The sequence below is a fragment of the Limnoglobus roseus genome (genome assembly GCF_008254045.1).
GTDB lineage: Bacteria > Planctomycetota > Planctomycetia > Gemmatales > Gemmataceae > Limnoglobus > Limnoglobus roseus.
In genome coordinates this window covers 4,696,562-4,721,245 of the sequence record NZ_CP042425.1, presented here as the reverse complement: position 1 = coordinate 4,721,245, position 24,684 = coordinate 4,696,562, and the positions used below count along the sequence as shown (strand labels likewise).

The window sequence follows — 24,684 nt, the reverse complement described above, 5'->3', positions numbered from 1 at the left end:
ACTTGGATAATGAGGGTAACAACCACAACGCGATTGGCGAGGTGGTGAATGACGAATGCGCCCGCGAACAAACTGCGACTCGCGTCGGCGACTGCTCTCGGTTCGGAAGTGGTCGGGTTCGCGTTGGTGGGGGTTCTGATCGACTACACTCTCGGCACCCTCCAGAGCATTCCTTGGGCGACGTTGATTCTGAGTCCGCTCGGACTCGTAGTGGCTATGATTCACCTGCTGAAGTTGGTGAAGCCGGAAGCCAAGGCGTGATCGGCCGAGACTACGGCTGGGTGACGCTGCCGAGCCTGTTGATACTCGCGGCAAGTTGGTTCGGTCCGGATCAGATTGCGAACGGTTGTATCGCGGTCCTATTAGTCTGGCCCGTCGGACTGTTCAGCGTTTGGTGGGTTCGCCGGCTCATGGCCCGCCACCCCCGAAGAGTTGCGGTGGGTTGGGGCGCGGTGTCGCTCTTGCGGATGACAGTCGCCCTTGGCGGGGGCTGTGCGTTTTTCTTCGGACAAGATCGGGAGCCCGCCGACGGCGTGGCTCTCTGGGTTTGGATTATCGTGGCCTACCTCTCCACGTTGGCCGCCGAGGTCTTCGTTCTCGCGAAGCCGGGCTGGGTCGGACGGGGGACCGTGGGCGGAAAGGGGTAAAACCTCATGGCCGCACATTCCGCCGCGGGTCAAAAACTCGACATCGACCCGTTCCACCACGTCATCGACAACCCCCACATCGAACTGTTCGAGTCCCTCGGTCTCCATGTATACCTGCCGAAGATCGCGGGCTATCAGATAACTCGGTTCCACGTCTTCTTGGCCCTCGCCGCGTTTCTCGTGGCCATTGCTATGATTTGGCTCGGCAAGAAGATGGCCTCGGGTGACAACCCCCGCGGCAAGATGTGGAACATGCTGGAATCGCTGCTCTACTTCGTGAAGGAAAAGATCGCGAAGCCGGGGTTGGGCGAAGAGGCGGACAGGTACACGCCGTTCCTGACCACGATGTTCCTGTTCATCTTCTTGGTGAACCTCCTCGGCATGATCCCGTTCCTCGGGTCGGCCACGGCGAGCATCGCGGTGACGTTTGCCCTCGCCCTGTGCAGCTTCATCGTGATCCACACGGCCGGCATCAAGGAGATGGGCTTCGCGAAGTACATCAAGTCGTTCGTGCCGCACATCCACCTGGAAGGTGGCCCGGCGATCAAGGCGATGGGCTTCACGATTACGATCGGGATGGCCGTCCTCGAATACGCTACGGCGTTCATTCGCCTCGCGGTGTTGGCCATTCGTCTCTTCGCCAATATGTTGGCGGGGCACACGGCCCTGTTCATGATCCTGTTCTTCATCCAGTACGTCTCGCGGCCGATTTCCGACCCGATGGGCGGCTATCTGCACGAGGCACCGGGCTGGCTCTACTACGTGATCGCCCCGGTGAGCGTGCTGCTGTCGATCGCGTTGAGCGCCCTGGAACTGTTCGTCGCGGGCTTGCAAGCGTTCGTGTTTACACTCCTGACTTCGATCTTCATTGGGCTGGCGAAGCACCCGGCCCACTAAGCGAAACCACGGAACCTTTACTGACTGTTTTCCTCCAAAGGACGAGTCTTAACATGCAGCGTCGCATCCTCCCTCTGTTCTCCGCCCTCCTGTTGGTTCTCGGCACCGCTGGCCTGGCCTCGGCCGCCGCGGGCGCCGGTTCGGCCGCTGCCATCGGCATGGGCCTGAGCGTCCTCGGCATCGGTCTGGGCCTGGGCCTCATCGGCAACGCCGCCATGAGCGGCATCGCCCGCCAGCCGGAACAAGCGGGCACGATCCAAACTGCCATGCTGATCGTCGGCGGTCTGGTCGAAGGGGCCGGGATTCTCAGCCTCATCCTCTGCCTCGTCACCATCTTCGTGGGCAACTAACCACTGGCTCGACCAGTTCGGTTTTTTCCCGGAGGTGACACCATGTTCCATCGTTTGACCGCGGTGATCGTGACGGGCTTGTTGCTCGCGACGTTCACGCCCAGCGCGTTCGCCGACGCGGGCCACCCGTCGCCGGCCGAGAAGAAGGCGGAGGCCGTCGCCGGCGGCATCGGGGACCACGAGAAGAACCCGACGGCGTTCATCGACCTGCCTGCCCGTTGGGACTTGTCGATCTACACGATCGTCGTCTTCGTGGCGCTGTTCGTGGTCCTCTACGTCTTCGCGTGGCCGAACATCGTCAAGGGCTTGAAGAAGCGTGAAGAGATGCTCTCCGCCGTCAAGGACGCGGCCGACAAGGCCCGCCGCGAGGCGGAAGAAGCATCGGCGAAGCTCCAGGCCGAGTTCGCGACCGCGAACGACAAGGTCCGGGCGATGCTTGAGGAAGCCCGCCGCGATGCCGACGCCCTGCGGGCCAAGGAACGCGAAACTGGTCTTCGTGAAGCGGCAGCCGAACGCGACCGTGCCAAGCGGGAGATCGAAACGGCGAAGGACACGGCACTCCAGGAAATTTACCTGAAGGCGGTGGACCTCGCGACGCTCCTCTCGACGAAGGCCGTGAAGAAGAACCTGACCGCGGACGACCACAAGTCGCTCGTCGATGAGGCTCTGGCCGAGTTGAATAGCGCTACCCCGTCGAAGAACTGAACCCGAGCCGCGGTCGAAAGACCGCGGCCCTTCGAGACTCGTTCTTATGGCCAATGTACACGATAGCGTTCTCGACGAAGGCGTGAGCCGGAGCCGTCTGGCCCGTGTTTACGCCGAGGCCCTTCTCGCCGTGGCCGCGAAGACGAACCAGCGTGACGAGATCGGCGACCAACTCGACGACGTGATCCGGAACGTCTTCGCCACGAAGCCGGAAGTCGAAGCCTTCCTGAACAACCCGACAATCAGCAAGCGGCAGAAAGAGCCGCTGCTCCGCGAGGCGTTCGCCGGGTGCGCCGAGCCGATCCGCAACCTGCTCGGCGTCTTGAACCAGAACAATCGCCTCGGACTCGTTCGGTCGCTCGCCGCGGTTTACCGTGACTTGCGAGACCAGCACGCCGGCCGCCTCCGCGTTACGGTGAAATCGGCCGTGCCCCTGAGCGACGAGCAGGTCAACCAACTGAAGGCGACGCTCGAAAAGAGTTTGAACAAGTCGCCGGTGATCGTTCCCGTGGTCGAACCGGAATTGATCGGCGGCCTCATCGTACAGATCGGCGACCGGGTGATCGACACCTCCGTTCGCACCCGCATCCAAACCCTCCGCGCACAACTGATGGAGCGAGGCACCAGTTATGTCCTCCAATAAGATCAACGCCGGCGAAATCATCAGCGTCATCTCCCGCCAGATCGGCGAGTTCGGCCAAAAGTCCGAATCCCGCGAGGTCGGCCAGGTGCTCGAAGTCGGCGACGGCATCGCCCGCTGCTACGGTCTCTCCGGTGTTATGACCGGCGAGATGATCGACTTCCCCGACGCCGACGTGAAGGGCCTCGCCTTCAACCTCGAAGAAAACTCGGTGTCGGTCATCATCCTCGGCGACTACCTCAAGGTTCGCGAGGGGATGGAAGTCCGTACGACGGGGCAACTGCTCAGCGTGCCGGTCGGCCGGGCGCTGATCGGCCGCGTGGTCGACCCCCTCGGCAACCCGGTCGACGGCAAAGGCCCGATCATTACGGACAAGCGGCGGTTGCTCGAATCGCCCGCCCCGGGGATCGTGGACCGTCAGCCGGTGAAGCAACCGCTGCAAACTGGCTTGAAGGCCGTCGACGCGATGACGCCCGTCGGCCGCGGCCAGCGGGAACTCATCATCGGCGACCGCAAGACCGGCAAGACGCAGATCGCCATCGACGCGATTCTGGCGCAGAAGGAAGAGAACGTCATCTGCGTCTACGTTGCGTGCGGGCAGATGGAATCGAAGATCGCCGGCGTGGTCGAACGCCTCCGCGAGTCCGGCGCACTCGATTACACGATCGTGGTCGTGGCATCGTCCTCCGACGCCGCCCCGCTCCAGTACATCGCCCCCTACGCCGGGTGCGCGATGGCCGAGTTCTTCATGTACGAGGAAGGCAAGGACACGCTCGTCGTGTACGACGACCTGTCGAAGCAAGCCGCCGCGTACCGCCAACTGTCGCTCTTGGTCCGCCGCCCCCCGGGTCGCGAAGCCTATCCCGGCGACGTGTTCTACTGTCACAGCCGTCTGCTCGAACGGTCCGCGAAGTTGGCCGAGCGGTACGTGGTCGTCCCCAACGACGCCGACGCGAGCAAGGTAGCCGACGACTGGGCCGTGAACTCGCTCGAAGAGCCGACGCGGAAGCGGAACACCGGTGAAAAGGGCAAGGTCTATAAGGGACCGCTCGACAAGGAACACGCCGAGAAGCACGACCTCGCGAAGTTCCCCGGTCACAAGCTCGCGAAGATCCCGACCAGCGGCGGTTCGCTGACCGCACTGCCGATCATCGAGACGCTCGAAGGGGAAGTGTCGGCGTACATCCCGACGAACGTGATCTCCATCACCGACGGCCAGATTTACCTGCAACCCGACCTGAAGAACGCTGGCGTGCTGCCGGCCGTGGACGTGGGCATCTCGGTGAGCCGCGTCGGTGGGAACGCCCAGATTGGTGCGATGAAGGACAAGCGGGTGGCCGGCGGTTTGAAGCTCGCCCTCGCCGCGTTCCGCGAGCTGGAAGCGTTCGCCCAACTCGGTACGGAACTCGACAAAGTCACGCAACAGCAACTCGACCGCGGCTACCGCATGGTCGAGATTCTGAAGCAAGACGCCTACAAACCGCTGGCGGTCCTCGACCAAGTCATGATCATCTACGCCGGCAACAGCGGCGCGCTTGACAAGGTCGATCGCAAGAAAGTGAAGGCGTGGGAGACGCAGTTCCTCACCTTTGTGAAGGAACAGATGCCGGAAGCCCGCGAGCAACTGGCGAAGGACAAGAAGATGACCGACGAAGTCGTGAAGCGACTCGACAACGCCATTGCGACCTTCCAGCCGCAGTTCAAGGCGTAACGCAGTTTCAAGTTTCAGGCGTTCCAAGTTTCCTGTTGGAACGCCTGAAAATAGACTTCCGACACCTGAAACTCTGAAACTTGAAACTGGTCCCCTATGGCCAACCTCCGACTACTCGTGAAACGCCGCAAGGCGGTGCGGAACATCCGCAAGATCACGAAGACCATGGAACTCATCGCCACGGCCCGCTTCAAGAAGGCGCTGGACCGGGCGACCGAGGCCGAGGCGTACACGAAGAAGATCGCCGAACTCGCGGCCGACCTCAGCCAGAGTGCGGGCGAAGTCAGCCACCCGTTGTTGGAAGTGCGGCCGAAGATCAACAAGGCGCTGCTGCTCGTCTGCACCTCGAACCGCGGCCTGTGCGGCGGGTACAACGGCGGCATCCTGCGGGAAGCGCAGATCAAGATTCGCCAACTGCGGGCGGACAACATCCCGTTCGACCTGGAAGTGTCGGGGCGTCGCGGGGCGACGTTCTTCAAGTTCCAGGGCGTACCGATGACGGCCCAATACCAGCAGTTCGAGGACAAGCCCTCGTTCGAGCAGGTGGACGAAGTCGCCCAGAAATACATCGACCTGTACATCGGCGGCAAAGTCGATGCGGTGTACGTCTGCTACCAGAAGTTCATCACCGCCTCGCGGCAAATGCCGGTGGTCGAGTCGCTGCTACCGCTGTCCAGCGTGCCGACGACGACAACCACCGCTACGGGGCCGAAGGAAGACTACGAATTCCTGCCGGACGCCGGCGAGATTCTGAACAGCCTCGTACCCGTGGCGTTCAAAGTGCGGCTGTTCAAGTGCTTCCTCGACGCGGCAGTGAGCGAGCAGATCGCCCGCCGCGTGGCGATGAAGGCCGCGACCGAGAACGCCGGTGACCTGATCAAAGAGATTTCCCGCGAATACAACCGGACCCGGCAGGCGAACATCACGAAGGAAATCAGCGAACTCATCGCCGGGTCCGAAGCCCTCAAATAACGGGCGACTCCCGCGGCCGAACGTCCGTGGAAGAGTGGGGATTCTCGCGATGCCAGCTACCCGCTGCCAACTTCGGTTTCAATCGCTTGCCGACGTAGTTCGTGATGCCGAGAGCCTGCTAGCGAAGGGCTACGACAAGGCGGGCAACTGGGACCTCAGTCAGTGTTGTCATCACTTGGCGTACTGGCTGACCTGCTCGCTGGATGGGTTCGGCAAGCAGCCGCTGCCGATTCGGGCGTTCCTTTGGCTCGCAAGGAATACCTTCGGGCCGGGGCAGTTGAAGAAGATTCTCGCGAAGGGCTTCCCGCCGAACGGGCCGACCGATCCGAACTCGGTGAAACCCTCGGACGGTGACGACGCGGGGGCGGTGGCGAAACTGAAACAGGCGGCCGAACGGTTTGACGCCCATAGTGGGTCGATCCTGCCGTCGCGTTTTTCGGGCCGATGACCAAAGAGACGGCGTTGAACCTTCAACGGGTTCACGCGGCCCACCACTTAAGTTTTCTGGTGCCGAAACAAGGTTAACGAGGACGTAACGACATGGTTGCCACCGCCACGAAGACCGGCAAAATCGTGCAGATCATCGGCTCGACGTTCGACGTCGAATTCGAAGACGGCCACCTGCCGGAAATTTACAACGCGCTCAAGATCGAAGACTCGGCCAAGGGCGGCGTGCCGATCTCGCTGACCGGCGAAGTGCAGCAGCACCTCGGCGGCAGCCGCGTCCGCTGCGTGGCCCTCGGCAGCACCGACGGCCTCGTCCGCGGCATGTCGGCCGTCGATAGCGGTGCCCCGGTGTCGGTGCCGGTCGGCTACGGCACCCTCGGCCGCGTGTTCAACCTGCTCGGCCAACCGATCGACGGCCGCGGCACCGTGAAGCACGAGGAAACGCGACCGATCCACCGCGAGCCGCCGAAGTTCAACGAACTGTCGCCGAAGTCGGAAGTGCTCGAAACCGGTATCAAGGTTATCGACCTCCTGACTCCGCTCGCACGGGGTGGTAAGGCCGGTCTGTTCGGCGGGGCGGGTCTCGGCAAGACGGTCATTCTGCAAGAACTGATCTCGCGGATCGCGAAAGTGTACAAGGGTTACTCGGTGTTCGCCGGCGTCGGAGAGCGGACCCGCGAAGGGAACGACCTCTGGCTCGAAATGCAGGAAACGATGACCGGCGTCGGGGCCGACGCCAAGCAGGTGCTTGAGAGCACGGCGATGGTGTTCGGCCAAATGAACGAACCGCCGGGCGCTCGCCTTCGCGTGGCCCTCTCGGCCCTGACGATGGCCGAATGGTTCCGTGACGCGACGGGTGCGGAAACGCTGATGTTCGTGGACAACATCTTCCGGTTCAGCCAGGCCGGCTCGGAAGTGTCGGCCCTCCTCGGCCGGATGCCGAGCGCCGTGGGTTACCAGCCGACGCTCGCCACCGAGATGGGCGAGTTGCAAGAACGCATCACCTCGACGGCGAAGGGGGCCATCACCTCCGTGCAAGCCGTGTACGTCCCGGCCGACGACCCGACCGACCCGGCCCCGGCCAACACGTTCCAGCACCTCGACGCCTTCATCTACCTGGAGCGGTCGATCTCGGAAAAGGGCATCTACCCGGCCATCGACCCACTGAACTCGAACAGCCGCCTTCTCGACCCGGCCATCGTCGGCGAAGAGCACTTCCAGGTCGCCGACCGAGTGAAGCGGATTCTCCAGCGTTACCGCGAACTGCAAGACATCATCGCCATCCTCGGCGTCGATGAACTGTCGGAAGAAGACAAGCAAGTCGTGGCCCGTGCCCGGCGGATCGAGCGATTCCTGTCGCAGCCGTTCATCGTGGCCGAAGCGTTCACCGGCAAGCCGGGTAACGTGACGCCGCTGAAGGAGTCGATCCGCAGCTTCAAGGAAATCGCGGACGGCAAGTGGGACCACCTGCCAGAGTCGGCCTTCATGTACGTCGGCACGATCGAAGAAGCGGCCGCCCAGGCGGAAGAACAACTGAAGAAGGCCGGCGGCAAGTGACTTGAAGGGGTGAAGGGGGTGACAAGGTGAAGGGGTGACAAATCGGTCGCCGCTTCTTCTCACCCCTTCACCCCTTCACCCCTTCACCCCTTCACAGGGTAGGCGAATGGCTGAAGCGACGAACAAGACGCTGCGGGTGGTCGTTGTCACCCCCGAGCGGGCGGTGTTGGACGAGTCCGCCGACATGGTGGTCCTGCCGCTGTTCGACGGCGAGTTCGGCGTGATGGCGAACCACTCGCCGTTCGTCGGCCAACTCGGGCCGGGTGAACTCCGCATCAAGCACGGCACCGAGACGCGGCACTACTTCATCGACGGCGGTTTCGCACAGGTAGCCAAGAACGTGGTGAACGTGCTGACCCAGTTCGCTCGCAAGAAGGACGACCTGACGGAAGCCGTGATCGTCGCGGAGCAGACCAAGGCCGATGCCATCGTCGCGACGAACGACGTGGAGAAGGCGACGAAGGCGAAGATGATCACCCGCGCGGCCGCCATGCGGCGGGTGGCGAAGAAGTAAGACGGCCGGCCATACGATTCGCCGACGCCCGCGGGAATAACCCGTGGGCGTCGGCATTTTCCGCCCACGATTCGTCCCGTCGGAAACAATTCGCCCTCTTCTTGCTTGACAGTTCGTGTGAGATTCATTCAAATTCTCATGATTGCTACTCCGATCGGCCGATGACTGATCATCCCGTTTCTCATCACGGTCGGGTCATTTGTTCGCAGGTTCGATCTCGCGTCGAACTCGGGTCATTTATCCTTTTCCGAGGTGTTTCATGCTTCGCTCTTCGCGTCGAGGGTTTACCCTCATCGAGTTGTTGGTTGTCATTGCGATCATCGCCATTCTGATCGGTCTGCTGTTGCCGGCCGTACAGAAGGTCCGCGAGGCCGCCGCACGGACCAAGTGTGCGAACAATCTCAAGCAGCTGGCCATCGCGTGCCACGCTTACCACGACGTGGTCGGCCAATTGCCGCCGGCCATCCAGATGAAAACGTCGGGCACCGGGGCGGTCACGAACTACGCCGACGCGACCCTAAACTTCGGGCCAAACTGGATCGTGCTCATGCTGCCGCACATAGAACAAGGTCCGCTGTACAACACGGTCGCGGGGAGCATCTCGAATTACATGGTAAACGGGGACAGCGGGTGGCGGTCGGTCCGCGGCACGAGAATCGCGACGCTCCTCTGCCCGTCGGACGCCGGGTCCGAGACCCCGTGGCCGGGCGTCACCGGCTTCGACAACGCGGCCCGCGGCAACTACGCCTGCAACGCCTTCGGCCTGCACCAGAACAGCACCAACGGGTGGACGAGCACCATGAACGGCGGCTCTCCGACCCTGGAAAGCGGCGCACCCGGCAACCAGTCCGGCCTGCCGGTGGGGACGAAGGGCGGCGGCGTCATGTGCATTAACTTCGGCACCAAGATTCACACCATCCCGGACGGGTCGTCGAACACGGTCATGCTGGCCGAACTCCGCATCGGGTCGGAACTCGCGGCCGCCGACGTCCGCGGCACGTGGGCTTTGGGCATGCCCGGCGGCAGCGTAATCGCCGCACAAGCCAGTTGGGACTGCACGACGCCGAACAACAAGGACTCGCTCGCCGACGACCTGCCAGCAGGCGCGGTCGACGCCGGACCGAAAGGCATGGGCGCGTGCGTCGCGTGCGGCTTTTCTCAAGCGCAGTCCCGCAGCCGACACACCGGCGGGGTGCAAGTGGCCCTGGCCGACGGCAGTGTGCGGTTCGTCCGCGACACGGTCACCCAGGCCAACTGGTTTTTGATGAACAGCCGCGACGACGGCATGGTCTGGTCAGAGTGAACCAGCCGACAAGAGCGAACGAAGCCCGCGGGTCAACCCGCGGGCTTTTTCATTTCAACGGGGCAAGGTTCTCGACCCATCCGGCCACACTCGGTTCGACCCAACTGAGGATCAGCACGCTCGGGAACAAGCCCAGGGCAATCGCGAACAGGACGAGCGGTAACAGGATGACGAACTCGCGGGCCGACACGTCGGGGTAACCTTTCGTCTTCTCGTTCACGCCCAGGAACGCCCGCTGCCACGCCCAGAGCAGGTACGAGGCGGTCAAGATCGTGGCCAGAATCGCGGTCACCGCTAGCGGCGGCGAGAACGCCCACGCGGCCATCATCACCTTGAACTCGCCGACGAACCCGCAAAGGCCGGGTAGGCCCATCGATGCGAAGAACAGGATCGCGCTCAGGCCGGTGTAGACCGGCATCGGTTCCGTCAGGCCGCCGAGTTGGTTCAGTTCGCGGTGGTGGGCACGGTCGTAGACCACGCCGACGACGAAGAACAGGGCCGTCGCGGTGATGCCGTGGGCGAGCATCTGGTAGACGGCACCGTTCACGCCCATTTCCCAGTACTGTGAGTTATCCGCCGACGACCACGACGCGAGGCCGAGGACGACATAGCCCATGTGACTGACCGACGAGTACGCGAGCAGTTTCTTGAAGTCGGTCTGCCCCATCGCCACGAGCGCGCCGTAGACGATGCCGACCGCACCGATGAGGCCGATCCACCACGCCAGTTCCGCCGCCGCCCACGGGCAGAGCGGGAACGCGATGCGGATGAGGCCGTAGCCGCCGAGTTTGAGCAGCACGCCGGCGAGGATCATGCTCACCGGCGTCGGGGCTTCGACGTGCGCGTCCGGCAGCCACGAGTGCAGCGGCACGATCGGCACTTTCACGGCGAAGCCGACGAACAGCAGCGCGAAGATCACGTACTGGAACGTCCGGTTGCACACGGGCGACGCCTTCAGCCGGGCCAGCGCTGCCTCGCGGTCCACGCCGGGGGCGAAGAGTTCGACCGAGCCGTTCGCCGCCGGTTGGTGCGGCTCGTCCTTTCCCACGCCCCGAACGGCGAGGCGGTGTTCCTGGTTCGTTAGCACGAGCATCGCCGCCCGGCCGACCTTCGAGAGCGTCACGATGTCGAAGCTGTGCACCTCGATGCGCCCCTTCGCTTCCAGAATCAAGAGCGACGGATCCCGGCGGGCCATCTCCTCGTCCTGCCGTAGAACGACGTTCTGATCGACGAAGTCCCGCACGTTCACCGTGTACAGGGCGATCATCGCGGCGAGCAGGCACACGCTACCGGCGAGGGTGTAGATGACGAACTTGAGGGCCGCGTACTTCCGCCGGCCGCCGCCCCACATGCCGATGAGGAAGTACATCGGCAGCAACATGACTTCGTAGAAGACGTAGAAGAGGAACAGGTCGAGGCTGAGGAACGCCCCGATCACGCCCGATTCGAGCGTGAGGATGAGGACGAGGTAGCCCTTCACGCGGTCGTCGATTTTCCAACTCGCGGCCACGGCCAGCATGGTGACGAGGCTCGTCAGAATCACCATGAGCAGGTTCAGCCCGTCGACGCCGAGGGCGTAGTTCACGTCGAACTGACTGATCCACGGGCGGATGGTCACGAGGTCGATGCTGAGGAACGGGCCGGGCACCGGCTTGGCCGTGAGCGACTGCTGGTGCTCGACGCGGGCGTCGAGGCGGCTGTCGGGGTGGTACATCGACGAGACGGAGCGGTCGGATCGGTACTCCAACACGCGGTGGTAGTAATCGACCCACAGGCACAGCGACAGGGCCAACGTCGCGGCACAGCCGAAGAGGGCCAGCCAGCGGAGCAGTTCGCGGAAGCGGCCCGGCACGATCAGTAGCAGCACCGCGACGGCCAGCGGCAGAAAGACTTGGGCCGTCAGCCAGATCATGTCCACTTCGCGGGCGTTCGGGTCCATCCGTCGGTCATCCTGAGGTCGAGTTAGCGCGAGAGCCGTAACAGAATCCCCAACCCGGCCGCGAGCGTCAACCCCAACGCCAGAATGTACGTCCGCAGTTGGCCGGTTTGCAGTCGCCGCACGACCGTGCCGAGTGCGACCAGGCTGTCGGCAATTGCGTTCAGCACGCCGTCGAGCGACCGCAGGTTGAACGGCCGCACGTCGGGCCGCTTGTCGGCCGCCGCCGAGAGTTTCGCGAGTTCCACGGTCGGTTGGGTGAAGGCCGCAGCGTACAGTTCGTCGAAGTAAAACTTCTTGCGCAGCACCTGCGCAAGAACGGCCGGCCGGGGTGGCGTCAGCAGCGTGCCAGCCCGGTGCCGGGCGATGGCCACTGCGAAGCCGAAAGCCGCGACGCCGAGGGCGAGCGCGGTCGTGAGCAGGTGGTGTTCCTCGGCCTTCCCGTGAATCGCGTGGTACTTTACGTCTAGAACAGGCGGCTGCGCGTGGTGCAGCACCTTCGCGAGTTGGCTCGATTCGACGCTCCAGACCGGCCAGCCCCAGGCCACGCCGACACTGAACGCGGCCAAGACTAACAACGGCAGCGTCATCACGGCCGGCGATTCGTGGGCGTGTTCGAACAAGTGCCGATCCCGAGGCTCGCCGGCGAACGCCAGGAACCAGAGGCGGAACATGTAGTAACTCGTCAGGCCGGCGGTGAGAAACGGCAGGAAGGTCAATAGCGGTCGGGCGACCCCGTCGGCTGCGGCCGAGCCGATGACGTGCGAGAGGATCAATTCCTTGCTGTACCAGCCCGACAGCAGCGGCATCCCGGCGATGGCCAGGACGCCGACGAACATCGTGTACGCCGTCACCGGCATCTTGCGACGTAGGCCGCCCATCTTCGACAGGTCTTGTTCGTGGTGCAGGCCGTGGATCACGCTCCCCGCCCCGAGGAACAGCAGAGCTTTGAAGAAGGCGTGCGTCAGCAAGTGCAGGAGGGCGGCCGTCCACGCACCGAGGCCGAGGGCGAGCATCATGAAGCCGAGTTGCGAGCAGGTCGAGTAAGCCAGCACGCGCTTGATGTCCGTCTGCACCACGGCGACGAGCGCACTCAGGATCATCGTGGCCGCGCCGAGGTACGCGATGACCAACAGCACGTCCGGCGTGAACAGCACCCAGCACCGGCCCACGAGGTACACGCCGGCGGCCACCATCGTCGCGGCGTGGATGAGGGCGGACACCGGCGTCGGCCCTTCCATCGCGTCCGGCAGCCACGTGTGCAGCGGCACCTGCGCCGACTTCCCCGCACAGCCGCAGAAGATTCCGAGGCCGAGCAAGAGGATCGCGTCGGCGGGCAGGTGGGCGGCCTTCGCGAAGAGTTCATCGAGGTTGAAGCTGCCGACGTGGAACCATGCCACGGCTAGTGCGACCAGAAGCCCGGCGTCGCCGACACGGTTGACGATGAAGGCCTTGTTCGCGGCTGTGCTAGCCGAACGGCGTTCCGTGTAGAAGCCGATCAGGAAGAACGACGACACGCCGACGAGTTCCCAGCCGACGAAGATTTGGAAGAGGTTGTCGGCGATCAGGATGTTCAGCATCGAGAACGCAAACAGGGACAGATAGAGGTAGAATCGCCCGAAGCGACCCCGCCGGCGGACATGGGCGTGGTGGTCTTCCACCTCCGCTTGTTCGTCCTTCATGTACCCGAGCGAGAACAAGAAGATCAGCGTGCCGACGACTGTGACCATCGTCACCATCAGGGCGGTCAGGTGGTCGATGCGGTAGCCGAGGTCGATGCTGCGGGCCGGTCTGGCGTCAGCCTTCCAGCCGCCGAGGTGCAGCCACTCAACCCGCTCGCCCCACCGTGCGGCCATCGCCTTCGACTGATCCCGGAGGCTCTCCGCGTCTTGTAAGAACCACGACAGGCCGATCACCGAGCAACTGGCCGCGACTGCGAGGAGAAATGATGCGAAGTAACCGGGCAAAGGTGAGCGAAAGCGACGAACGGTGCCCGCGGCCAGCAACACGGCGAACGCGAACAGCGGCAGCAGCGTTGCCACGAGGAACAGTCGGCCGGGCACTTCGCGCAAGAACTCGGGCATGGTCGAACCTACGATTGCTGGCCGCGGATGTACGTTTCGACCGCCTCTTTGGCTTCCGCGAGGCTCAGGCCGGTCTCCTGGCGGACGGTCTGAATGGCGGCGATCTTCTGTCGCGGGTCGGCGGCGAGCAATTTCGCGGCCGCAGAGAGTTCGACCGGCGGCAGGACGCGGGCCAGATGCTGTTCGATCCGCGTCAGCTTCTGCAGGATTTGCAAACCGATGCCGATCGCGATGAAGCCCATCGTGATGGCCGGGATGGCGAAGAATTCCATCGGTTCACCCCTTCAAGTCATTCGCCTGGTCGACGTCCACGGTACCGCGGTTGTTGTAGAAGTTCAGGATGATGGCGAGGGCCACCGCCGCTTCGGCCGCCGCAAGGACGATCACCAACACGGCGAACACCTGCCCCTCGATGCGGAAGCCCGGCAGGTAGCGGGTGAACGCGACGAAGTTGATGTTGGCCGCGTTCAGCACGAGTTCGACGCCCATGAGAATGCCGACGGCGTTCCGCTTCGTCGCGATGCACAGGAGGCCGCAGGCGAAGAGGAAGGCGGAGAGGATGAGGAAGTGCGTCAGGCCGAGTTCCGTCACGGCGAACCTGCTTTCTTCTTCGCGCGTGCTAAATAGGCCGCCCCGATCAACACCACCAACAAGTGCACCGAGACAATTTCGAACGGCAACAAGTGGGTGGTGAGGAACGCCATCCCCAACGGCCCCGGTCCCGGAATGTCGCCCGTGGACGTCGGCCGTGCGCCGAGTTGAAGCGAAATCGACACCAGGAGTGCGAACACGCCCGCGGCCACGCTGCCGCTGAGTACCCACTCGGCCGTCTTCGTGCGCAGCACGTTGAACGGCCCGGCCGTGGTGAGCATTCCGCCAAAGACGACGAGGACCAGGGTGCCGCCGACATAGACGATCAGTTGCGTGGCCCCGAGAAACTCGGCCCCGAGCAAGAAGTAGAGGAACGCCACGCCGATGAGCGTGAAGAGCAAGAACACGGCCGACCGCACAATGGTCGCGGACGACACCACGCCGACCGCGGAGGCGGCGATCAGTGTGGCAAGAATTGTGAAGAGGACGAAGTCGAGGTTCATGGCTTCGTGAACGCCCCCGACAGTTGTGGAGACGGCTTCAGCCGAGCGGCACTCAACACGACAACAATGGCCGCAACGACGAACCCGACGGCCAGCACGACCCGCACGCCTTCGGCCAGTACCTTTGGCATGTAGAGCTGCCAGACGCACACGCCGATGAGCAGGCCGCAACTGATCGGCAGGAAGTATTTCAGACAGGTCAGCATCACCTGGTCGATGCGCAACCGCGGCAGGCTCCACCGCATCCACATCATCACCAGCACCAGCAGCGATCCCTTCGTGATGAACACGCCGACATCGACGAGGTTGCCGAAGAGAGGGCCGAAGCGTTCGGCCGGCTCGAACGGTAACAGCCCCGTGTGCCAGCCGCCGAGGAACAGTAGCGAGGCGAGGCCGCTGACGGCGAACATGCTCGCGTACTCGGCCAGGAAAAAGTACGACCACCGCATCCCGCTGTACTCGGTCAGGAAGCCGGCCACCAACTCACTCTCGGCTTCCGCGAGATCGAACGGGGCACGCTTGCAACTCGCGGTCGCCACGATGAAGAAGATGACGAACGCCAGGAACGTGAACGGGTCGTGGAAGACGTACCAGTTCCAGAACCAGCCCTCTTGCTGCCGGGCGATGGTGTTGAGGTTCAGCGTGCCCGCGATGCAGATGGGGACCAGCACGCAGAGTGATCGCGGGACTTCGTAACTGACGACCTGCGCCGCCTCCCGCACCCCGCCAAAGAGTGACCACTTGTTCGCGGACGAGTACCCCGCCAGCAGGACGCCGAAGACTTCGCTACTCAGCACCGCGAGCAGGAAGAACGCCCCGACGTTCAGCGGTTGCGCGACCACGCCCTCGGCGAACGGCAGCGCAATGAACCCGGCGAACGAGGCACAAAACGCGACGTACGGCGCGATGCGGAAGAGCAGACGGTCGGCCCCCGTCGGAACAAAGTCTTCCTTCGTGACCAGTTTGATGCCGTCGGCGAGCGATTGAAGGAGGCCGAACTTGCCGACGCGCGTGGGTCCAAGGCGATCCTGAATACGGCCGGAAATCTTCCGCTCGGCCCAGATGAACAGGAACGTGGACGTGCCGATGAAGCCGAACACCAAGCCCGCGGCCGCCAGCGCCGCCAGGATCATCGCGAGGGACTGCGGAACGTACTCGGCGAGCGATTCGACCATCGGGAGGGTAGGCCCATCGGTACGCGGCGGTGTGGTAGATTACTCTATTACTTCTTCCCCGTCCGCGGAGGCGGCTTCGGCCCGGCGGGCTTGCCCGCGAGTTGCGGCACCAGCCAGTCGAGGCCGTCGAGGTTGTCGCGAAGGCGTTCTTCCGCATCGTCGTCCGTGTGGCCGATGATCCCGATGGGACCGGCGTACCCGCTGTCTTGAATCGCCTTCAGCAGCCGCAAATCCTCCGCCCCCTGGCCGAGCGGCAGGATTTTCTGGCCGACCTTGTCACCGCCCTTCACCGTGCCATTGAGGTTGACCGCGTAGAGGTGCGGCTTCATCACCTTGAGCAACTGCGGAAAGCGGACGAGGTGGTCGTGGCCGTGGTGCAGGTTGTAGACGATGCCGACGTTCTTCAACTTCAGGGTGTCGATGATCGCGATCTGATTCTCCGGCTCGCCGAACCAACCGCCGTGGTTGTACAGCCCCACGGTGCAGCCGATCTTCCCGGCCGCCTCGGCAATCGGGCGGAGCGAGTCCGCGTGCTGCTTGACTCGCTTCGCCTGTTCCTCCGGCGTGGTCGTCACGCTGCCGCCGTTCATCGTCACCCAGAACTGAGTTTGGATTTTGTGCTTCTCCAGCGTCTCCAGGAAGAACTTCGCGTTCTTGTCGAGCGATGCCGGGAACCAGACCGCGTCAAGTTTGATGCCCTCGCGTTCGAGAGCGGCCAACTCTTTTTCGAAACTCGGTAGGTGCTGGTCGCGCCAATCGTAGGCGTAGTGCTGGAAGCCGAGTTTCTTCATCATCGCGGCCCGTTCGTCCGGCCCGCGGTGCTTGCCGTCGAACGGCACGATGCACCACGCCACCAAGTTTTTCCGCTCGAAGAGGGCCGCCGGATCCGCGGCCGAGAGTGGGCTGATCACGACAAGAAGAACGAGGAGAGCGAAGCGCATGGAGAGCCTCCGAAAAGCGGCGTGTTGCGGAATTGGTATGGCTGCGACAACCGTAGTAAAGCCAGCCGACCGAGGCGGTGTGCGAATTCCTTTCCTTGACTGTGCGGCGTGTCTGCCTACGATGAGATTTAGTAGAAGTTTGTGAAATAATTCACAAAGTCGCGGTCCTGTGGCAACACGGAGTGATGCGCGAATGGCTGTTGCCTCTCCGGTCCTGACGCCCGCTGGCCTCGAACCCGCGTTCGACCTCTCGGCCTATTACCCGGCGCTGATTTACATCGGCGTGATCGTCGGCCTCGCGATGGCGATGCTCGCGGCCACCCACGTCGGCTACTTCCTACCGTTCTTGAAGCCGCAACGGCCGACGAAGGTCAAGCAGATGCCGTACGAGTCGGGCATGGACCCGATCGGTTCGGCCCGGATGCAGTTCGACATCAAGTTCTACCTCATCGCGATTCTGTTCCTCGTGTTCGACGTGGAACTTCTGTTCCTCTACCCGTGGGCGGTGATCGCGTACGCGCCCGGCGGCGACCCGCACTGGAAGAACATCTTCGGCACGATCGTGTTCATCGAAATCCTCGTGTTCCTCGCCACGCTCGCCATCGCGTACCTGTACGCCTGGCGGAAGGGAGTGTTCCAATGGCGATGAAGCTCGACGACAACGTGTTCGTCACGAACCTCGACGCCATCGCGTCGTGGATTCGCAAGCACTCGCTCTGGCCGATGCCGTTTGCTACGGCCTGCTGTGGCATCGAACTGATGGCGACGGCGAGTTCCCGCTACGACATCGCCCGGTTCGGCAGCGAGGCCATGCGGTTCAGCCCGCGGCAGTGCGACGTGATGATCGTCGCCGGCCGGGTGGTGATGAAGATGGTGCCGGTGATGCAGCGAATCTGGCTGCAAATGCCAGAGCCGAAGTGGTGCATCAGCATGGGCGCGTGTGCCAGCAGTGGCGGCGTGTTCGACACCTACGCCGTCGTGCAGGGCATCGACCGCTTCGTCCCGGTGGACGTGTACGTGCCGGGGTGCCCGCCGCGGCCGGAACAGTTGATCCGCTCCGTCCTCGACCTCCAAGAAAAGATTCAGACCACCGGCACCGTGAACGCCCGCGAGTTCTACCGCCGCACGGCCTACGAAGGCCCGGCCCCGCTGGTGAAGGAACTACCGCCGAACGACGTGGTCGTGACGCCGGGCGACTACCGCACCGGCACCCGTGTCCGGCACTTGCCGATGGTGGGGAAGTAACTTATGCCCGCCAACTACTTCGTCCCGTTGCAGCAGAAGTTCGGCGACGCCGTTCGCGTTGAGGAGTTCCGCGACAACCTCCGCGTGATCGTAACGGCCGAAAAAATCTACGCCGTACTGACGACGCTGAAGGATCAGTTCGGCTTCAACATGCTCGCGGACTTGGCGGGGATCGACTACCTCGGCTACCCGGACGCAACCGACCGTTTCGCCGTCGTGTACGTCCTGATGAACGCGAACACGGCCGAGCGGATCTTTGTGAAAACTTACGTGAACGACCCCGATCCGGAACTGCCAACGGTGACGAACCTGTGGCGCGGGGCCGACTGGATGGAGCGTGAAGTCTTCGACATGTTCGGCATCACGTTCCCCGGCCACCCGGACCTGCGGCGAATCCTGATGCCGACGGAATTCACGAGCTTCCCGCTAAGGAAGGACTACCCGCTGCGGGGAAGCGGCGAGCGGCACAACTTCGAGAAACTGACGCGGGCCGAAGGGTAAAACAAAAGACGTCTCACGCAAAGCCGCAGAGACGCCAAGAAAATAAGAGAAGAACAGATTTGCTTCTTCTCTCCTTTGCGACTTAGCGGCTTTGCGTGAGACTCTTGGGATCTTATATGCCACTGGAAGCTCTCGATCTTTCGACCGAAGCTGGTGCGGACCAGGAGTTCCTTTACACCCTGAACTTCGGCCCCCAGCACCCGGCCACGCACACGACGCTGCGCCTCATTCTCACGCTCGACGGCGAGACGATCGTGAAGGCCGTGCCGGACATCGGCTACCTGCACAGCGGCTTCGAGAAGCTCGGTGAAGACCTCGACTTCAACCAGTACGTGACGATCGTTGACCGGATGAACTACATCTCGCCGGTCGCTAACGAGATCGCGTGGCACCACACCGTCGAGAAGTTGCTCGGCATCGAGATCACACCGCGGTGCAAGTACATCCGCACGATCCTGGCGGAACTGGCCCGCATCTCGGACCACCTGCTCTGCGTGGGGGCGGCCGCCCTCGACCTCGGCGGATTGACGGCGTTCCTGTACGCCTTCAACGAGCGAGAGAAGATTTACAACATCATCGAGCAGGCCAGCGGGCAACGGTTCCACCCGAGCTTCACCCGCGTCGGCGGGTTGATGAACGACGTGACCGACGACTGGGTGAAACTCATCCGCGTCTTCACGAACAGTTTTCCGAAGGTTCACGCGGACGTTGTGCGGTTGCTGAACCGCAACAAGATTTTCATCGACCGCACCAAAGGTATTGGCACCCTCACGAAAGAGGAGGCCATCAATATGAGCTGCACCGGTCCTATCGCCCGGTCGGCCGGTGTGGTCCGCGACTTGCGGAAGGACGAGCCGTACCTGGCCTACGGCGAACTCGCCGGCAGTTTCAAGGTCGCGTGCTCGAAGGGCGGCGACTGTCTGGCCCGGTACCTCGTCCGCATGGAAGAGATGGTGCAGTCGGTCAACATCATCAAGGCCGCCGTCGAGAACCTGCCGAGCGGTCCGGTGAACCTGCACACCGAGGACAAACTGAACATCCCCGACAAGGCGGCGACGTACCGCAGCATCGAGGGGTTAATCCAGCACTTCGAACTGTTCATGTGGAACCGCCGGTTCGAAACGCCGGTGAACGAGGTGTACGGGGCGCACGAGACGGCCAACGGCGAACTCGGCTTCTACCTCGTGTCGGACGGCAGCGCGAAGGCGTGGCGGGCACGGACGCGGCCGCCGTCGTTCATCCACTTCGCGATCTTCCCGCACCTCATCGAGGGGCACCAGATCAGCGACATCCCGGCCGTGTTGGGGAGCCTGAACATCATCGCGGCGGAACTGGATCGGTAGTGGGGAGAGCCATGGCCCGCGACGACTTGTACCTGAGTTACGCGGAGTTGGAAGAAGGTGACTTCCCGCCCGTGTGTTTCCGCTGCGGTCGCGATACGGACGACATGGTGCCGGTGAAGATTTACTCGGAGAACTTGTTCGAGGAGATGCGGACAAAGTTTTATCTGCCACTGTGCGAGAAGCACGCGGAAAAGAACCAGTACGGGCACCACGACATCTTCACGCGGATGCACCACAACAGCGGGATCGAGTTCCGCAACGCGTGCGACGGGTTCATCGACGCGTGGGAAGAGTACGAGGAAGACCCGAAGCTGTTCCGCCGGGAACAGCGGAAGCGGGAGGACGCCGGGGAGTACGACCACTACCGGTACGGCTTCCGCGAAGTGACTAAGGTCGACCGGTTTTTCGATAAGCAGGCGGCGCCGAGCATGAGCCGCATCATGCCGGTCGTCGGCATCTTGGCGTTCCTCGTGATCGCTGGGCGTGCGTGATGATGTTGCCGAAGCGGTGATCCGGAGACCAGACCGAGGGCTGCGATGGGCGTGCTGAGCGAAGACATCAAGGACCGCATCAAGGCGTACATCCCCCGCTACCCGCGGAAGCAGGCGGTGACGCTTCCGGCGCTGCACATGGTGCACGACGAGTACCGCACCGTGTCGAACGAGGCGATCGTCGAGATCGCAGAACTGCTCGACCTGCACCCGTCGGAAGTCCACGACACGATGTCGTTCTACGCCTTCTTCAAGACCGACGGCGACAAGCTCGGCCAAACACGGCTCTGGGTCTGCCGCGGGCTGGCGTGCATGTTGCGCGGGGCCTACGAACTGATCGAACACTGCGAAAAGAAGCTCGACGTCCACTGCGGCCACACGACGAAGGACGGCAAGATCACGCTGGAATTCGCCGAGTGCATCGGCGCGTGCGACGGTGCCCCGGCGTGCTTGAAGAACGACGTACACGTGATGAACGTGACCCACGACGCGGCCGACAAACTCATCGCGGAACTCAAGAACTGAATCGCATGGCAACCTTTGAACCCACACTCCTGGCCCGCATCGCCAAGCCCAACAGCGGCAAGTTGGAGGGCTACCGGAACGACGGCGGCTACGCCACGTTCGAGAAGGTGCTCAAGGACAAGCAGCCGCTCGATGTCGTGACCCAGGTGAAGGACTCGGGGCTGCGCGGCCGTGGCGGGGCGGGCTTCCCGTGCGGGCTGAAGTGGACGTTCTTGCCGAAGGACCACCCGGGGCCGATCTACCTCTGCATCAACGCGGATGAGTCCGAACCCTGCACGTACAACAATCGCATCTTGATGGAGAAGGACCCCCATCAGGTACTCGAAGGCATCATGCTCTCGTGCTACGCGATCAAGAGCCAGTGCGCGTACTTCTACATCCGCTACGAGTACGGCACCGCCTACCGCACCCTGCAAGCCGCGATCGACGAGTTGTACGCCGCCGGGTTGCTCGGCAAGAACATCAAGGGTAGCGGCTTCACCCTCGACATCTTCCTGCACCGCGGGGCCGGGGCGTACATCTGCGGCGAGGAAACCGGCCTCATCGAGTCGCTCGAAGGGAAGCGGGCGTGGCCGCGGATCAAGCCGCCCTTCCCCGCCATCGAAGGCGCGTTCCGCAAGCCGACGATTGTGAACAACGTCGAGACGATGGCCTGCGTCACGCAGATCATGAAGAAGGGCAACGACTGGTTCAAGTCGCTCGGCGTGCCGCCCGACCCGAAGAACCCGCGGGACGCCGGCAGTTACGGGCCGAAGCTGTACACCATCGCCGGGCACGTCAACGAGCCGAAGTGCGTCGAGTTGCCGATGGGCGTCACCTGCCGCGATCTCGTCGAGAAGCACGGCGGCGGCGTGTGGAAGGGCCGTAAGGCGAAGTCGGTTAACCCCGGCGGCCTGAGCATGGGGTTCATTGACGTGAACGCCCCACTCAAGGGCGAGGATGGCAAGACCGAGTACGACATCCCGCTCGATTTCAACGGCCCCGGCAAGGTCGGCTGCCTCGGCCTCGGCACCGCGGCGATTTGCGTCGTGGACGACCAAACCAGCATGGTGGACGTGCTGCACAACGTCTGCCAGTTCTTCAGCCACGAAAGTTGCGGCCAGTGTACCCCGTGCCGCGAGGGCACCGGGTGGATGCTGAAGATCACCGACCGCCTCCGCCGCGGTCTCGGCCGGCGGGAAGACCTGGACATTTTGGTGGACGTGGCCGACCGCATCGGCATCATTCCCGGTACAACGATCTGCGGCCTCAGCGACGGCGCAGGCTGGCCGGTGAAGACCGCCATCCGAAAATTCCGTGCGGAGTTCGAGGCGGCGATCAAGGACGGGACCAAGAGCGCGTACACGAAGTTGCAGATGGCGGCGGCACACTAAACCCGAGGGCGGCCATGCGGTTCTTCATCCTTTGCACGGTCTGCGCGACCATCGCCTTGAGCGGTTGCAAGAAGAAGAACGCGCCCATGGCCGTGACGAAGCCGTCCGACCCGGAACCCGCTCCGGCTCCGATCGACGATCGCAACTCGGCCCCGATCGCAGGCGGCGGGGCGATCCAGAACGTGCGGCAGGCGGCCAAGCGGACAGTCGCCCTGTCCGACATGCACCAACTCGGCATCATGATCCTGCAGTACGATTTGGACAACAACAAGTTGCCGACGGTCAGCGAGATTAAGGCCATGCTCACGGGCGACGGGGCGAGCATCCGAAAGCAAATCGACGAGGGCACCATCATCCTGACCGGCACGAAGGACAAGGCTGGTTTGTGGGCCTACGAGGTGGACGCGGACCGGGCCGGCGGGATCGTCCTGACCGGCCCGTCGGCGAACGCCCGCCGAGCGTCGGCGGACGAGGTTAAAGCCCTGCTCGGCAAGTAAACACGACGGGACACCGCGACATGCCAACGGTCTACGTGAACGACAAGCCGGTCGAGATCGGCACCCAGAAGTTGAACTGCGTGCAGGCCGCCGAGTTGGCCGGCGTGGAAGTGCCGCACTACTGCTACCACCCCGGTCTGTCGGTCGTGGCGTCGTGCCGGATGTGCATGGTCGAGACGGGCGACCTGAAGGACGGCAAGGTCACGATGATTCCGAAGGTCTTCCCCGGCTGTCAGACGCCGGTGAAGGACGGCACGGTGATCGTCACCGGCGACTACGGCAAGCACGACAGCAAGGTTCCGAAGCTCCCCTACGACCCCGCGTACAAGCCGGGCGAGCGGGCGAAGAAGTCGCAGGCCGACACGCTCGAAGGGCTGCTCCTTAACCACCCGCTCGACTGTCCGGTGTGCGACAAGGCCGGCGAGTGCAAGTTGCAAGACTACTCGTATCAGTACGGCCGGTCCGAATCGCGACTGGTGGACGAGAAGAACACGCCGCCGAACAAGCCGCACCTGAGCAGCAAGATCACGCTGTTCACCGACCGCTGCATCCTGTGTACGCGGTGCGTGCGGTTCACCCGCGAGATTTCCGGCACCGCCGAGTTGCAGGTCGTCGGCCGCGGCCACCACGAAGAAATCGACGTCTTCCCCGGCCGACCGCTGGAAAACAAGCTCTCCGGCAACGTCGTAGACCTGTGCCCGGTCGGCGCGCTCGGCTCGAAGGACTTCCTCTACACCCAGCGCGTCTGGTATCTGAAGAACACGGACAACGTCTGCCCCGGCTGTAGCACCGGGTGCAGCATCGTCACCGACACGAACAAAGACATTGTCTACCGCCTGCGGGCCCGCACCAACCCGGACGCGCAGGGGTACTTCATGTGCGACGAGGGCCGGTGGGGGTATCACTATACTCGCTCGACGGACCGCCTCACGCGGCCGATGGCGAAGGTCGGCGGGACGTGGCAACCGGCCAACTGGACGCAACTGCTGCCGAAGCTCAAATACGCCGTCGACGAAGCGGTGCTGATGAGCCCGAAGCGGGTGGCCGTGGTGCTATCGCCGTTCCTGACGGTCGAAGAAGCCTACGCCCTCGGCTCCGGTTTCAAGAAGATGTCGGACCAAGTTCGCCTCGTTCTCGGGCCGGTGCCGGCGGTCGGCGAGGACGACCACTACCCGAAGGACGTGAAGGGCAACCCGGTTCAGCCGACGAAGTTCACGATCCGCGCCGAGAAGTGCCCGAACCGCAAGGGCGTGGCAGCCGTGCTGACGCAACTTCAGGGCGAGGTGATTCCGTTCGAATCGCTCGTGCCGGAGTTCGGCCAATTGTCGGCCCTCTGGTTCGCGGGCGGCTACCCGAACCCCGAGTGGGTGAACGACGCGGTGAAAGCACCGCACACGCCGCCGGCCCTGTTGGTGGTGCAAGACTTCTTCCCGACGAAGCTCTCCGAAGCCGCGACGTACTGGCTGCCGGCGACGGCCGCGTTCGAGAAGGAAGGCACGTTCGTCAACCACGCGGGGCTAGTCCAGACCTTCGCCCGCGCAGCCAAGCCGCCGGTCGAAACCCGCAGCGAACTGCAACTGGCCTTCGACCTCGGCAACCGTCGCGGCTTGGCGAACGTGGCCGCGGTCCGCAAGGACGTGGCGAAGGCGATGCCGGCGTTCGCGAACTTGGCCGACGTGAAACTGCCGACGACCGGGAAGCGGCTGGAACTGGCGACCGTCTGACCGGGGGCGGCA

At 63.4% G+C, this 24,684-nt stretch carries 28 protein-coding genes; 21 read left to right on the top strand and 7 right to left on the bottom strand.

All coding sequences use genetic code 11. From position 1 onward, the window contains the following. Positions 1 to 48 precede the first annotated feature (48 nt). From PX52LOC_RS19710 to PX52LOC_RS19655, 12 genes are all read left to right on the top strand, one after another. The gene (locus tag PX52LOC_RS19710; RefSeq protein WP_149111704.1) at positions 49 to 261 is read left to right on the top strand and encodes a hypothetical protein; all 213 of its coding nucleotides are present in this window, start codon (positions 49 to 51) and stop codon (positions 259 to 261) included. A 392-nt stretch (positions 262 to 653) separates the two neighbouring features. Continuing rightward, on the top strand, positions 654 to 1,544 hold the full coding sequence (locus PX52LOC_RS19705; protein WP_149111703.1) for a F0F1 ATP synthase subunit A: 891 nt from the start codon (positions 654 to 656) through the stop codon (positions 1,542 to 1,544). Positions 1,545 to 1,597: 53 nt separating this feature from the next. Further along, the gene (locus PX52LOC_RS19700) at positions 1,598 to 1,894 is read left to right on the top strand and encodes an ATP synthase F0 subunit C (protein WP_149111702.1); all 297 of its coding nucleotides are present in this window, start codon (positions 1,598 to 1,600) and stop codon (positions 1,892 to 1,894) included. A 42-nt stretch (positions 1,895 to 1,936) separates the two neighbouring features. Further along, the gene (locus tag PX52LOC_RS19695) at positions 1,937 to 2,599 is read left to right on the top strand and encodes a F0F1 ATP synthase subunit B family protein (RefSeq protein WP_149111701.1); all 663 of its coding nucleotides are present in this window, start codon (positions 1,937 to 1,939) and stop codon (positions 2,597 to 2,599) included. A gap of 46 nt (positions 2,600 to 2,645) precedes the next feature. Then, the gene (locus tag PX52LOC_RS19690; protein ID WP_149111700.1) at positions 2,646 to 3,242 is read left to right on the top strand and encodes a F0F1 ATP synthase subunit delta; all 597 of its coding nucleotides are present in this window, start codon (positions 2,646 to 2,648) and stop codon (positions 3,240 to 3,242) included. Beyond that, positions 3,229 to 4,950, top strand: coding sequence for a F0F1 ATP synthase subunit alpha (atpA, locus tag PX52LOC_RS19685; protein WP_149111699.1), 1,722 nt, complete (start codon positions 3,229 to 3,231; stop codon positions 4,948 to 4,950). The genes PX52LOC_RS19690 and atpA overlap by 14 nt, the downstream gene beginning before the upstream one ends. A gap of 96 nt (positions 4,951 to 5,046) precedes the next feature. Then, positions 5,047 to 5,922, top strand: a complete 876-nt coding sequence (gene atpG, locus PX52LOC_RS19680; RefSeq protein ID WP_149111698.1) for an ATP synthase F1 subunit gamma — start codon at positions 5,047 to 5,049, stop codon at positions 5,920 to 5,922. A 49-nt stretch (positions 5,923 to 5,971) separates the two neighbouring features. Then, a complete protein-coding gene (locus tag PX52LOC_RS19675; protein WP_149111697.1) occupies positions 5,972 to 6,370 on the top strand; it encodes a DUF1569 domain-containing protein in 399 nt (132 codons plus the stop codon). After that, positions 6,367 to 6,447, top strand: a complete 81-nt coding sequence (locus tag PX52LOC_RS43965; protein ID WP_149115551.1) for a hypothetical protein — start codon at positions 6,367 to 6,369, stop codon at positions 6,445 to 6,447. Before PX52LOC_RS19675 ends, PX52LOC_RS43965 begins: the two co-directional genes overlap by 4 nt. Positions 6,448 to 6,462: 15 nt before the next feature. Continuing rightward, positions 6,463 to 7,926, top strand: coding sequence for a F0F1 ATP synthase subunit beta (gene atpD / locus PX52LOC_RS19665; RefSeq protein WP_149111696.1), 1,464 nt, complete (start codon positions 6,463 to 6,465; stop codon positions 7,924 to 7,926). Between the two features lie 106 nt (positions 7,927 to 8,032). Then, positions 8,033 to 8,440 carry an ATP synthase F1 subunit epsilon gene (gene atpC / locus PX52LOC_RS19660; RefSeq protein ID WP_149111695.1) on the top strand — a complete coding sequence of 136 codons (408 nt, stop codon included), beginning with the start codon at positions 8,033 to 8,035 and terminating at the stop codon, positions 8,438 to 8,440. A gap of 259 nt (positions 8,441 to 8,699) precedes the next feature. Continuing rightward, on the top strand, positions 8,700 to 9,743 hold the full coding sequence (locus PX52LOC_RS19655) for a DUF1559 domain-containing protein (RefSeq protein ID WP_149111694.1): 1,044 nt from the start codon (positions 8,700 to 8,702) through the stop codon (positions 9,741 to 9,743). A 49-nt stretch (positions 9,744 to 9,792) separates the two neighbouring features. Here PX52LOC_RS19655 and PX52LOC_RS19650 read toward each other — a convergent pair whose 3' ends face one another. From PX52LOC_RS19650 to PX52LOC_RS19620, 7 genes are read right to left on the bottom strand one after another with little or no spacing between them, the layout of a single operon-like run. Beyond that, on the bottom strand, positions 9,793 to 11,682 hold the full coding sequence (locus PX52LOC_RS19650) for a complex I subunit 4 family protein (protein ID WP_149111693.1): 1,890 nt from the start codon (positions 11,680 to 11,682) through the stop codon (positions 9,793 to 9,795). 23 nt (positions 11,683 to 11,705) lie between these two features. Next, positions 11,706 to 13,763: an NADH-quinone oxidoreductase subunit L gene (nuoL, locus tag PX52LOC_RS19645; protein ID WP_149111692.1), complete on the bottom strand. Its 2,058-nt coding sequence runs from the start codon at positions 13,761 to 13,763 to the stop codon at positions 11,706 to 11,708. Between the two features lie 8 nt (positions 13,764 to 13,771). Then, positions 13,772 to 14,035: a ribosomal protein L7/L12 gene (locus tag PX52LOC_RS19640; RefSeq protein WP_149111691.1), complete on the bottom strand. Its 264-nt coding sequence runs from the start codon at positions 14,033 to 14,035 to the stop codon at positions 13,772 to 13,774. A 4-nt stretch (positions 14,036 to 14,039) separates the two neighbouring features. Further along, a complete protein-coding gene (gene nuoK / locus PX52LOC_RS19635; protein WP_149111690.1) occupies positions 14,040 to 14,354 on the bottom strand; it encodes an NADH-quinone oxidoreductase subunit NuoK in 315 nt (104 codons plus the stop codon). Next, entirely contained in the window at positions 14,351 to 14,857 is a 507-nt protein-coding gene (locus PX52LOC_RS19630) for an NADH-quinone oxidoreductase subunit J family protein (RefSeq protein ID WP_149111689.1), read from the bottom strand. Before PX52LOC_RS19630 ends, nuoK begins: the two co-directional genes overlap by 4 nt. Further along, complete coding sequence (gene nuoH / locus PX52LOC_RS19625; RefSeq protein ID WP_149111688.1) at positions 14,854 to 16,032, bottom strand: NADH-quinone oxidoreductase subunit NuoH; 1,179 nt, start codon at positions 16,030 to 16,032, stop codon at positions 14,854 to 14,856. The genes PX52LOC_RS19630 and nuoH overlap by 4 nt, the downstream gene beginning before the upstream one ends. Before the next feature lie 47 nt (positions 16,033 to 16,079). Further along, positions 16,080 to 16,973, bottom strand: coding sequence for a sugar phosphate isomerase/epimerase family protein (locus tag PX52LOC_RS19620; protein WP_149111687.1), 894 nt, complete (start codon positions 16,971 to 16,973; stop codon positions 16,080 to 16,082). Positions 16,974 to 17,166: 193 nt separating this feature from the next. Between PX52LOC_RS19620 and PX52LOC_RS19615 the strand changes: the two genes are divergently transcribed. The 9 genes from PX52LOC_RS19615 (at position 17,167) to PX52LOC_RS19575 (ending at position 24,672) form a co-directional block, all read left to right on the top strand. Further along, positions 17,167 to 17,622 (top strand): NADH-quinone oxidoreductase subunit A, encoded by a 456-nt coding sequence (locus tag PX52LOC_RS19615; protein ID WP_149111686.1) that lies wholly within the window; start codon positions 17,167 to 17,169, stop codon positions 17,620 to 17,622. Continuing rightward, on the top strand, positions 17,613 to 18,218 hold the full coding sequence (locus tag PX52LOC_RS19610; RefSeq protein WP_149111685.1) for an NADH-quinone oxidoreductase subunit B: 606 nt from the start codon (positions 17,613 to 17,615) through the stop codon (positions 18,216 to 18,218). Before PX52LOC_RS19615 ends, PX52LOC_RS19610 begins: the two co-directional genes overlap by 10 nt. A 3-nt stretch (positions 18,219 to 18,221) precedes the next feature. Next, positions 18,222 to 18,719: an NADH-quinone oxidoreductase subunit C gene (locus tag PX52LOC_RS19605; RefSeq protein ID WP_149111684.1), complete on the top strand. Its 498-nt coding sequence runs from the start codon at positions 18,222 to 18,224 to the stop codon at positions 18,717 to 18,719. A 116-nt stretch (positions 18,720 to 18,835) separates the two neighbouring features. Continuing rightward, the gene (locus PX52LOC_RS19600) at positions 18,836 to 20,062 is read left to right on the top strand and encodes an NADH-quinone oxidoreductase subunit D (RefSeq protein WP_149111683.1); all 1,227 of its coding nucleotides are present in this window, start codon (positions 18,836 to 18,838) and stop codon (positions 20,060 to 20,062) included. A gap of 11 nt (positions 20,063 to 20,073) precedes the next feature. After that, on the top strand, positions 20,074 to 20,553 hold the full coding sequence (locus PX52LOC_RS19595; protein WP_149111682.1) for a hypothetical protein: 480 nt from the start codon (positions 20,074 to 20,076) through the stop codon (positions 20,551 to 20,553). A 45-nt stretch (positions 20,554 to 20,598) separates the two neighbouring features. Beyond that, complete coding sequence (locus tag PX52LOC_RS19590; RefSeq protein ID WP_149111681.1) at positions 20,599 to 21,078, top strand: NADH-quinone oxidoreductase subunit NuoE family protein; 480 nt, start codon at positions 20,599 to 20,601, stop codon at positions 21,076 to 21,078. A 5-nt stretch (positions 21,079 to 21,083) separates the two neighbouring features. Beyond that, positions 21,084 to 22,451, top strand: coding sequence for an NADH-quinone oxidoreductase subunit NuoF (gene nuoF, locus PX52LOC_RS19585; RefSeq protein ID WP_149111680.1), 1,368 nt, complete (start codon positions 21,084 to 21,086; stop codon positions 22,449 to 22,451). Positions 22,452 to 22,465: 14 nt separating this feature from the next. Then, positions 22,466 to 22,948, top strand: coding sequence for a hypothetical protein (locus tag PX52LOC_RS19580; RefSeq protein WP_149111679.1), 483 nt, complete (start codon positions 22,466 to 22,468; stop codon positions 22,946 to 22,948). 20 nt (positions 22,949 to 22,968) lie between these two features. Next, positions 22,969 to 24,672, top strand: a complete 1,704-nt coding sequence (locus PX52LOC_RS19575) for a molybdopterin-dependent oxidoreductase (RefSeq protein ID WP_149111678.1) — start codon at positions 22,969 to 22,971, stop codon at positions 24,670 to 24,672. Positions 24,673 to 24,684: the final 12 nt, after the last annotated feature.